The following is a 10,691-nucleotide window of genomic DNA, read 5'->3' on the forward strand; positions in this document are numbered from 1 at the left end:
TCGGCAAAGACACCATGAAGTTGGGCGATCTGCTGACGGCGCTCAAGCAAACCTATTGCGGCTCCATCGGTGCAGAATACATGCACATCACCTCCACGGAAGAAAAACGCTGGATCCAACAGCGCATTGAGTCCGTGGTCGGTAAAGCCAGTTTCACCGCAGAAGAGAAGAAACGTTTCCTTGGCGAGCTGACCGCCGCTGAGGGGCTGGAGCGTTACCTGGGGGCGAAGTTCCCGGGCGCGAAACGCTTCTCGCTGGAGGGTGGCGATGCCCTGGTGCCGATGCTCAAAGAGCTTATCCGCCACGCGGGCAACAGCGGCACCCGCGAAGTAGTGCTGGGTATGGCGCACCGCGGCCGTCTGAACGTGCTGATCAACGTGCTCGGTAAACAACCGCAGGACCTGTTCGACGAGTTCGCCGGTAAGCATAAAGAGCACCTCGGCACCGGCGATGTGAAGTACCACATGGGCTTCTCTTCGGATATCGAAACCGAAGGCGGTCTGGTTCACCTGGCGCTGGCGTTTAACCCGTCGCACCTGGAAATCGTCAGCCCGGTGGTTATCGGCTCCGTACGTGCGCGTCTGGACCGTCTGGATAACCCAAGCAGCAATATGGTACTGCCGATCACCATTCACGGCGACGCCGCGGTGACCGGGCAGGGCGTGGTTCAGGAAACCCTGAACATGTCGAAAGCGCGGGGTTACGAAGTGGGCGGTACCGTTCGCATCGTTATCAACAACCAGGTGGGCTTCACAACGTCCAATCCGCTGGATGCGCGTTCTACGCCGTATTGCACCGACATCGGTAAAATGGTTCAGGCGCCGATTTTCCACGTGAACGCGGATGACCCGGAAGCCGTTGCCTTCGTGACCCGTCTGGCGCTGGATTTCCGTAATACCTTTAAACGCGATGTGTTCATCGACCTGGTGTGCTACCGCCGTCACGGCCATAACGAAGCCGACGAGCCGAGCGCAACCCAGCCGCTGATGTACCAGAAAATCAAAAAGCATCCGACGCCGCGCAAAATCTACGCGGATAAGCTGGAAAGCGACAAAGTGACGACGCTGGAAGACGCCACCGAAATGGTTAACCTTTACCGCGATGCGCTGGATGCAGGTGAGTGCGTGGTGAAAGAGTGGCGTCCGATGAATATGCACTCCTTTACCTGGTCGCCATACCTCAACCACGAGTGGGATGAGAGCTACCCGAACAAGGTTGAGATGAAGCGTTTGCAGGAGCTGGCGCACCGTATCAGCAACGTGCCGGAAGCCGTTGAGATGCAGTCCCGCGTGCAGAAAATCTACGCAGACCGTCAGTCGATGGCGAACGGCGAAAAGCTGTTTGACTGGGGCGGCGCTGAGACGCTGGCCTATGCGACGCTGGTCGATGAAGGTGTTTCCGTCCGTCTGTCCGGTGAAGACTCCGGCCGCGGCACCTTCTTCCATCGCCACGCCGTTATCCACAACCAGACCAACGGCTCTACGTATACCCCGCTGCAGCACGTGCACAACGGTCAGGGCGAGTTCAAAGTCTGGGACTCCGTACTGTCTGAAGAAGCGGTGCTGGCGTTCGAATACGGCTACGCCACGGCGGAACCGCGCACGCTGACCATCTGGGAAGCGCAGTTCGGCGACTTCGCCAACGGCGCGCAGGTGGTTATCGACCAGTTCATCAGCTCCGGCGAGCAGAAATGGGGCCGTATGTGCGGTCTGGTCATGCTGCTGCCGCACGGTTACGAAGGCCAGGGTCCGGAGCACTCCTCCGCGCGTCTGGAGCGTTACCTGCAGCTGTGTGCTGAACAAAATATGCAGGTGTGCATCCCGTCCACGCCGGCGCAGGTATACCACATGCTGCGTCGTCAGGCGCTGCGCGGTATGCGCCGTCCGCTGGTGGTGATGTCGCCGAAATCGCTGCTGCGTCACCCGCTGGCGGTCTCTAATCTTGACGAACTGGCGAACGGCACCTTCCTGCCGGCTATCGGCGAGATAGACGAGCTCGACCCGCAGGCGGTAAAACGCGTTGTGATGTGTTCCGGTAAGGTGTATTACGACCTGTTGGAACAGCGTCGTAAAAACAATCAGAAAGATGTGGCGATTGTTCGTATTGAACAGCTCTACCCGTTCCCGCATCAGGCGATGCAGGACGCGCTGAAAGCTTATGCTCACGTACATGATTTTGTCTGGTGTCAGGAAGAGCCGCTCAACCAGGGCGCCTGGTACTGCAGCCAGCATCACCTGCGTGAAATTATTCCGTTTGGGGCCGCACTGCGTTATGCAGGTCGCCCAGCCTCTGCCTCTCCGGCGGTAGGATATATGTCCGTTCACCAGAAACAGCAGCAAGATCTGGTCGATGACGCGCTGAACGTCAATTAATTAAAGGATGCAAAATGAGTAGCGTAGATATTCTTGTTCCCGACCTGCCTGAGTCTGTTGCCGATGCGACGGTGGCAACCTGGCACAAAAAACCGGGTGATAGTGTCCAGCGTGATGAAGTGCTGGTAGAAATCGAAACTGACAAAGTGGTACTGGAAGTACCGGCGTCTGCTGACGGCATTCTGGATGCAGTGTTGGAAGATGAAGGCACTACCGTGACCTCTCGTCAGATTCTGGGCCGCCTGCGCGAAGGCAACAGCGCAGGTAAAGAAACCAGCGCGAAAGCGGAGGCGAAAGCGTCTACCCCGGCGCAGCGCCAGCAGGCTTCCCTTGAAGAACAGAGCAATGATGCGCTCAGCCCGGCGATCCGTCGCCTGCTGGCTGAACACAGCCTTGAAGCCAGCGCCATTAAAGGCACCGGCGTAGGCGGCCGTATCACCCGTGAAGATGTTGAGAAGCATCTGGCGAAAGCGCCTGCGAAAGCTCAGGCCGCACCGGCTCAGGTGGCTCCGCTGGCGGGCCGCAGTGAAAAACGCGTGCCGATGACCCGTCTGCGCAAGCGCGTGGCCGAGCGTCTGCTGGAAGCGAAAAACTCCACCGCCATGCTGACGACCTTCAACGAAGTCAACATGAAGCCCATCATGGATCTGCGTAAGCAGTACGGCGACGCGTTTGAAAAACGTCACGGTATCCGTCTGGGCTTCATGTCCTTCTACGTGAAGGCGGTGGTTGAAGCGCTGAAACGCTATCCGGAAGTGAATGCCTCTATCGATGGCGACGACGTGGTGTATCACAACTACTTCGACGTCAGCATGGCGGTGTCTACGCCGCGCGGCCTGGTGACCCCGGTTCTGCGTGACGTTGACGCGCTCGGCATGGCCGACATCGAGAAAAACATTAAAGAACTGGCGGTAAAAGGCCGTGACGGCAAGCTGACCGTTGACGATCTGACCGGTGGTAACTTCACCATCACCAACGGTGGTGTTTTCGGTTCCCTGATGTCTACGCCGATCATCAACCCGCCGCAGAGCGCGATCCTCGGCATGCACGCCATCAAAGACAGACCGATGGCGGTCGACGGTAAAGTTGAAATTCTGCCAATGATGTACCTGGCGCTGTCTTACGACCACCGTCTGATCGACGGCCGCGAGTCAGTGGGCTTCCTGGTGGCAATTAAAGAGCTGCTGGAAGATCCGACTCGTCTGCTGCTGGACGTGTAGTAGTTAAGGCATCACCTGCCCTGTAGACCGGCATGAATACCGCGCTGGTCTACGGGTTTAAGATAACGATTACCTGAAAAGTGGATAGAACGCATGAACTTACATGAATACCAGGCAAAACAGCTGTTTGCCCGCTACGGTTTACCTGCGCCAGTCGGCTATGCCTGCTCCACCCCGCGTGAAGCAGAAGAAGCAGCCTCCAAAATTGGTTCAGGCCCATGGGTAGTTAAGTGCCAGGTGCACGCAGGCGGCCGCGGTAAAGCGGGCGGCGTTAAAGTCGTTAAGAGCAAAGAAGAGATCCGCGCATTTGCTGAGCACTGGCTGGGCAAACGCCTGGTAACCTATCAAACAGATGCCAACGGCCAACCGGTTAACCAGATTCTGGTGGAAGCGGCGACCGATATCGCAAAAGAACTGTATCTTGGCGCGGTTGTTGACCGTAGCTCCCGTCGCGTGGTGTTCATGGCGTCGACCGAAGGCGGTGTTGAGATTGAAAAAGTGGCGGAAGAAACCCCGCACCTGATCCACAAAGTCGCTATCGATCCGCTGGCGGGCCCAATGCCTTACCAGGGTCGCGAGCTGGCGTTTAAACTGGGTCTGGAAGGTAAACTGGTTCAGCAGTTCACCAAGATTTTCATGGGCCTGGCGACCATTTTCCTTGAGCGCGACCTGGCGCTGATTGAAATCAACCCGCTGGTTATCACCAAACAGGGCGACCTTATCTGCCTCGACGGCAAACTGGGCGCTGACGGCAACGCGCTGTTCCGCCAGCCGGATCTGCGTGAAATGCGTGACCAGTCTCAGGAAGACCCGCGTGAAGCGCAGGCTGCGCAGTGGGAACTGAACTACGTCGCACTTGATGGCAACATCGGCTGCATGGTGAACGGCGCAGGTCTGGCGATGGGCACGATGGACATCGTTAAGCTGCACGGCGGCGAACCGGCTAACTTCCTCGACGTGGGCGGCGGCGCGACCAAAGAGCGCGTAACCGAAGCGTTCAAAATCATCCTCTCCGATGACAATGTGAAAGCCGTTCTGGTTAACATCTTCGGCGGTATCGTACGCTGCGACCTGATCGCCGACGGTATCATCGGCGCCGTTGCGGAAGTGGGCGTTAACGTACCGGTGGTGGTTCGTCTGGAAGGCAACAACGCCGAACTGGGCGCGAAGAAACTGGCTGACAGCGGCCTGAATATTATTGCAGCGAAAAGTCTGACGGATGCAGCTCAGCAGGTTGTTGCCGCAGTGGAGGGGAAATAATGTCCGTTTTAATTAATAAAAATACCAAGGTTATCTGCCAGGGCTTCACCGGTAGCCAGGGGACGTTCCACTCTGAACAGGCGATTGCCTACGGCACGCAGATGGTTGGCGGCGTAACGCCAGGTAAAGGCGGCACCACGCACCTGGGCCTGCCGGTGTTCAACACCGTGCGTGAAGCGGTAGAGGCGACTGGCGCGACCGCCACCGTTATCTACGTTCCGGCGCCGTTCTGCAAAGACTCCATCCTGGAAGCTATTGATGCGGGCATCAAACTGATTATCACCATCACCGAAGGCATCCCGACGCTGGATATGCTGACCGTGAAGGTGAAGCTGGATGAAGCCGGTGTGCGGATGATCGGCCCGAACTGCCCAGGCGTAATCACCCCGGGCGAGTGCAAAATCGGCATCATGCCGGGCCACATTCACAAACCGGGCAAAGTGGGCATCGTGTCCCGTTCCGGTACGCTGACCTATGAAGCGGTGAAGCAGACGACCGATTACGGCTTTGGCCAGTCCACCTGTGTGGGCATCGGCGGCGACCCGATCCCGGGTTCTAACTTCATCGACATCCTGAAGCTGTTCCAGGAAGACCCGCAGACTGAAGCGATCGTGATGATCGGCGAGATCGGCGGTAGCGCGGAAGAAGAAGCGGCTGCTTATATCAAAGAGCATGTGACCAAGCCGGTTGTGGGCTACATCGCAGGTGTGACGGCGCCGAAAGGCAAGCGTATGGGTCACGCAGGCGCGATTATCGCAGGCGGTAAAGGAACGGCAGACGAGAAGTTTGCGGCTCTGGAAGCGGCGGGTGTGAAAACCGTTCGTAGCCTGGCGGATATCGGCGAAGCACTGAAATCCATCATTAAGTAAATCCTCTCAGCTCTCCTTGCGGAGAGCTTTAAATGTCCGTTTTCGACATGGTTGGCCGCTGTAAAGCGGCCTTTTTTCATGGCTTATTGCAGGAAGTCTTCACGTATCGGCGTAAAGGTATCCAGCAAGGTTCCCGCTTTCAGACATACGCAGCCGTGCATGACGTTGGGCTGTTTGTACAGTGTGTCGCCCGCCCGCACGATATGCGTCTCGTCGCCGATAGTGAACTCAAATTCACCGGATAACACATACGTCAATTGCTCATGGGGATGGCAGTGCATGGGGCCAATAGCGCCCTGCGCGAAATGCACTTCAACCGCCATCATCTTGCCCGCATGAGCAAGAATCCGGCGCGTTACGCCATCACCGACTTCTTCCAGTTGGGTCTGATTATGAAAAACAAACATCGTATCACCTTTATTGCGTGTTAATAGGTTACCGCTGACCGTGTCGTCAGAGGGAGTATTCCTGGTTTAATGTCAGGTCGATGACGCTTACCGTATCGCCGTTCTTCACGATATCGATTTTCCCATTGCCCGTGAAATCCGTGACAAATACGGAAGAAACATGCTTATCGCGGCTGCGTAATAGCAGGTATTCTATCATCGACGTCGAGGGGTTATTCGGCCCCTGCGCTTTGATTAACGCGGTATTGTTGGTCGAGAAGCAGGTGATTGAGACAGGGACGTCAGCCTGGTAGCGAACCTCCGTTTTCCCCTTCAGCGGCTGCTCTGTGGCCTGCTTAACGTAGGGATAGCAGATCCTGACGTCATTTTGCGGCGTGGCCTGCGTTGCGGCTGCATTGATGTGGTAGACCGCATCAACGCACTGGTAGTGAGGGTTCTCGACGTCCCATTTATCAATCAGCAGGTTTTCCGTTACTACGATGGTGCGACGAAAGACGATATCCCGGTAGGACTCATCATCCCACTCCACGCGGGTTTTGCTGTCGGGTAGGGCGGCGGCGCTAAGCCAGTCCACCTCCGTAATCAGCCGCGTTTCGCCCTCTCGTTGCTGGTAATCGACAATCCGGGGCAGAGCAGGCGGCTGGTTGAGTCCATTGACGCACAGCGTGTTGTGCGAAAACGTATTTTTATAATAACCATAGTGCAGCGGAGCGCCATAGCCAGTGGTGCCCAGATCAGGGAACAACGCGCTGTAGTTATTAAAGACGATGAGGTTCAGCCGGTCGTAATGATCGTGCTCGCCGCCATAGGGACCATGCTTAATGCACACGGCGCGCCCTGGCGCATTGCGGATTATCGTAAATCCGGCGTCAGGGTTATGCTCATTGCCCTGCGGGACGCTTAACGTCTGCATCGGTAGCGGTTGACCATAGAAAAGGGCGTCAATGTTGTCGCGCGGCCCGGCGGTGTATAAATACGCCAGCAGCTGCCCGTACTCCTGATTGCCGTAGTAACTGAAGGCAAACTCGTAGATATCCGCGTGGCTGAGCTTCTCCTGACCATTCACGCAGTCATTCACCTTCGGCAGCGTCATATTCGGCATCAGCAGCGTGAGCGGCAGCGACAGCATAGTGCTATAGAAGGGTTTATCCAGCAGGCTCCAGGCGCTGTTCTGGGCGAATTTCTCAAAGGCCATAAACCCCTGAAGGGCGTAATAATGGTAATGCAGCGACCCCTCGAACCATAAACCACCGGGCAGCAGCGCGTGCTCCAGTTGATACAACAGCCCATAGCGGCTGCTAACCGCAAACTGCAAATACGTTTCGTCATCGAGCAGGGCGCCGATTATCCCGATGGTCGAGTTGATTTTGACTTCGTGGTTGTGAATCTGATTGCTGCGGTGCTGCATCAGAAAGTCCGCGCCGCAGCGTAACAGTCGATCGGCAATGTAATCATACTGCTCAGTGGTTAATGCCGCGCTGACGATGTCGAACCCGCGGGCAAAATCAGCATGGCAGTTGGCTTCACAGAGCGTCTGCGCGTTTGCCTTGCCGGGACCGTTGTACGGAATACCGCCATGCTCCTCGTAGTCAGGGTAGTACCTGGCGTACTGCATAAGAATATCAATGACTTTATTGAGGTACCGGTCGTCATCTGTTAACAGCCAGAGAATCCCTAACTCGTAACAGGCTTTCGCGTTCAACCCATTGAGCCAGCGCCACCAGGCGCCGTAGTAAGGCTCGCCGGTGAATACCGCCCCATCAATGGGGCAGCGGTGTTTATTCGGCGATTTTCGGTCCCAGAGCAGCCGTACGCTGTGTTCCGGGCAGTAAAAATAGTGGTTCCAGGTGGCGCAGCCTGTTTGCGGAACCAGCGTGTCGTGGTCGAGAACGTCGCGGTTGTTTTCCACCAGACGGCGGAGGATCTCCGGCGTCACACGGGCTTTTGCGGCCGCAATCTGGGTCTGTGTAAACTGTTTCATTATCTACCTGTTATGCGTTGTCGTTGCGCTTACTTCACCAGTACAGAACCCGGGGTCAGGATGTTGATGTCCGTTGGATTCTCTTTGACCAGTTGGTCGGCGCTGTTACGGAAGCTGTCATCTTTCCAGGCTCTGGCCGCCGCCAGCATTGGGCCTGTTGCCTCCTCCGGCACGTATTTGATTTCCTGATATTTCCAGTCGCTGGCCGGTTTGCCGGTTTGCTGGCTGACCAGCGCAAACGCGGGTTTCATCGTCCGGCCATCTAATTCGAAGTTCCAGACATCATCACCCACTTTCTCACCGTAGCGGCCCATTTTGGCATAAGCTGCAAGGGCGAAATTGGTGTAATGGAATGTACGGGTTCGCTCCAGTTCAGCGGTCATTTCGCCTTTCACGTTGACCTGCGCGGCAAGATGGCGGTATTTAAAAATATCGATTTGCCGACGAGCCTGCTTGATATCCCCGGAAAACAGTGAAAACGCGGTGACCTGCGCGTCATACCACGCGCCGTGGTTGTTGTACCAGTTGCCCTCTTCCTGTCCGTTGCTGCTGTTCAGCAGCCACGTGGTGTAGGTTGCATACCAGTTTTTATACCCCTGAACGTCTTTCTCTGACAGGTAACCGGCGTGCTGGAGCAGCATGATGCTGTCGGCGACATCGATAAGCACGCGCGTATCAATGATGCCGATGCCCCTGCCATCCACGACGCCCGGAATAGCCTGCGCGTAGCTGAGGTTAGGGTTCATCCGCGTCTCTTTTTTCAAAAACCAGGTATTCAGCATCACCTCGGCTTTTTGCGCGTAGCGGGCGTCCGCGCTGTAGAATGCCGCCAGCGACAGCGCGCGCACATCGTCAGAAAACTGCACCAGCCGTTTGCTGTCCGTGTCATCGGTTTTTGATGACGGATTTATCTGCCCGTCTTTGCGGATATAGGGCAGATGGTTTTTCGTGTCAGGATTCGGCCACCAGTAGGGGCCGAAGCTGTAGTAGTCATGCTTATTACCGGAGGCCGGTAACAGCTTTTTATCCGTCACGGACCACGGTTGATGCTGCAGCGCCTGGTCAGCCTGTTGTTGCAGGTGTTGCCAGGCAGGGAGCCAGGTTTTGTCTCCCTGCCCAATTCCATGCTTGATTGTCAGCATTTGCTGGCAATCCCAGGTCAGACATCCATCCTTTTCCCCCTGAGCAGGGAGATGCCCGGTATCGGCAAATACAGCGGTCGAAAACAGCATGCTGATAACGGCGATATTGCGATAAATCATGGAAAGTATCCTTACGTGTATTTGGTTAAGTTACGCCGCCGCGGGTTGTGACTTTTCTGTCGGACATTTGATTAATGTCCACAGGAATACGGCGCCAATCAGGTCAAAAATTCCCAGGCCGATAAAGAAGATGTTATAGCCGACAACGGCTACCATCGCGCCGAGGAAAATACTGAACAGGAAGTTCCCCATGCTGCCGGTGAAGGCGGCAAAACCGGTCGCTGTGGCGACTTTCTGTTTCGGGAACAGATCGGATGACATACTGATAATGGTGACGGACAGACACTGGTGGGCGAAGCCCGCGATACAGAACAGCGCAATCGCGACATACACGTTACTGACAAAGCCAACACCGGCCATTGACAGCATCAGCAGGGAAGCAAAGGTAAAGGTAATACGTTTGGCGTTAATGATATGCACGCCGCGATTGTTCAGAAACTTCGAAATGTAGCCAGCGGCCAGGCAGCCTAAGTCAGCGGTCAGGAAGGGCAGCCAGGCGAACAGCGCAATTTCCTTCATGTTCATGTGACGTACGGTCACCAGGTAGAGCGGCATCCAGTAGTGCAGGGTGCCCCAGGCCGGGTCAGCCATAAAACGCGGTAAGGAGATAGCCCACAGGCTTTTGTCCTTGATCATGGAGAGCAGAGTCGCTTTTTCCTGCACAACTTCGATCTGATCCTGCTGCACCTCGTCATATTCTTCTTTCAACATCGCCGGGTGCGTTTCTGGCGAGCGATAGCACACCAGCCACAGAATCGCCCAGAGAATGCCGATACCGCCGGTGACCACAAAGGACATTTCCCAGTTGTAGTTCAGGATGGCCCACACAACCAGAGGCGGCGCCAGCATTGCGCCGACGGACGTCCCGAGGCTGTAAACGCCGCAGGCGAGTCCTCGCTCCCTGGCCGGGAACCATTCCGCGGTGACCTTCATCCCTGCCGGGTTAAAGGCGGCTTCGGTAAGACCCAGGCCCCCACGCAAGGCGGCGATAGGAAACCATGTGCTGAACAACGCGGTCAGCATGTTGCACAGCGACCACAATGCCGCGAGTACCGCAAAGCTGATACGCAGGCCAAATCTGTCGATCACAAAACCGCAGACGATCCCGCCGATAGCGTAGGTGAAAGGGAAAACGGAAACGATCCACCCGTACTGCTCGCTGGACAGATTCAGCGTTCGCATCATCTCCGGCGCCGCGACACCCAGCGTACTTCTCGCCAGATAGTTAATAATGGTACCTAACATGACCAGCGAGATAATGTACCAGCGTAGTTTTTTGATCTTCACAGGGTTCACCTTGTCCAATAAGAATTGATTTAT

8 protein-coding genes are annotated in these 10,691 nt (G+C 56.1%); 4 read left to right on the plus strand and 4 right to left on the minus strand.

The window, feature by feature from the left end; genetic code table 11:
• The 4 genes from sucA to sucD all read left to right on the plus strand — a co-directional run.
• A partial coding sequence (sucA, locus tag JO226_RS03900; RefSeq protein WP_293493546.1) for a 2-oxoglutarate dehydrogenase E1 component occupies positions 1-2,372 on the plus strand: 2,372 nt, incomplete at its 5' end.
• Positions 2,373-2,386: 14 nt separating this feature from the next.
• Entirely contained in the window at positions 2,387-3,592 is a 1,206-nt protein-coding gene (gene odhB / locus JO226_RS03905) for a 2-oxoglutarate dehydrogenase complex dihydrolipoyllysine-residue succinyltransferase (RefSeq protein ID WP_293493549.1), read from the plus strand.
• 93 nt (positions 3,593-3,685) lie between these two features.
• On the plus strand, positions 3,686-4,852 hold the full coding sequence (gene sucC / locus JO226_RS03910; protein ID WP_013367075.1) for an ADP-forming succinate--CoA ligase subunit beta: 1,167 nt from the start codon (positions 3,686-3,688) through the stop codon (positions 4,850-4,852).
• A complete protein-coding gene (sucD, locus tag JO226_RS03915) occupies positions 4,852-5,721 on the plus strand; it encodes a succinate--CoA ligase subunit alpha (protein ID WP_293493554.1) in 870 nt (289 codons plus the stop codon). The genes sucC and sucD overlap by 1 nt, the downstream gene beginning before the upstream one ends.
• Before the next feature lie 83 nt (positions 5,722-5,804).
• Here sucD and JO226_RS03920 read toward each other — a convergent pair whose 3' ends face one another.
• Genes JO226_RS03920 through JO226_RS03935 form a run of 4 tightly spaced genes read right to left on the minus strand, consistent with a single transcriptional unit; the run spans position 5,805 to position 10,658 of the window.
• A complete protein-coding gene (locus tag JO226_RS03920; RefSeq protein WP_293493557.1) occupies positions 5,805-6,128 on the minus strand; it encodes a cupin domain-containing protein in 324 nt (107 codons plus the stop codon).
• A gap of 46 nt (positions 6,129-6,174) precedes the next feature.
• Complete coding sequence (locus JO226_RS03925; RefSeq protein ID WP_293493560.1) at positions 6,175-8,109, minus strand: heparinase II/III family protein; 1,935 nt, start codon at positions 8,107-8,109, stop codon at positions 6,175-6,177.
• A 29-nt stretch (positions 8,110-8,138) separates the two neighbouring features.
• The gene (locus tag JO226_RS03930) at positions 8,139-9,371 is read right to left on the minus strand and encodes an alginate lyase family protein (protein WP_293493563.1); all 1,233 of its coding nucleotides are present in this window, start codon (positions 9,369-9,371) and stop codon (positions 8,139-8,141) included.
• A gap of 30 nt (positions 9,372-9,401) precedes the next feature.
• Positions 9,402-10,658: an MFS transporter gene (locus JO226_RS03935; RefSeq protein ID WP_293493566.1), complete on the minus strand. Its 1,257-nt coding sequence runs from the start codon at positions 10,656-10,658 to the stop codon at positions 9,402-9,404.
• Between the last annotated feature and the right edge of the window lie 33 nt (positions 10,659-10,691).

This window comes from Pluralibacter sp., assembly GCF_019237635.1.
GTDB lineage: Bacteria > Pseudomonadota > Gammaproteobacteria > Enterobacterales > Enterobacteriaceae > Enterobacter_B.

What these genes read in the sequence shown, in the direction of transcription:
- odhB (WP_293493549.1), top strand. Translation starts at nt 2,387, where the DNA reads ATGAGTAGCGTAGATATTCTTGTTCCCGACCTGCCTGAGTCTGTTGCC.
- sucC (WP_013367075.1), top strand. Translation starts at nt 3,686, where the DNA reads ATGAACTTACATGAATACCAGGCAAAACAGCTGTTTGCCCGCTACGGT.
- sucD (WP_293493554.1), top strand. Translation starts at nt 4,852, where the DNA reads ATGTCCGTTTTAATTAATAAAAATACCAAGGTTATCTGCCAGGGCTTC.
- JO226_RS03920 (WP_293493557.1), bottom strand. Translation starts at nt 6,128, where the DNA reads ATGTTTGTTTTTCATAATCAGACCCAACTGGAAGAAGTCGGTGATGGC.
- JO226_RS03925 (WP_293493560.1), bottom strand. Translation starts at nt 8,109, where the DNA reads ATGAAACAGTTTACACAGACCCAGATTGCGGCCGCAAAAGCCCGTGTG.
- JO226_RS03930 (WP_293493563.1), bottom strand. Translation starts at nt 9,371, where the DNA reads ATGATTTATCGCAATATCGCCGTTATCAGCATGCTGTTTTCGACCGCT.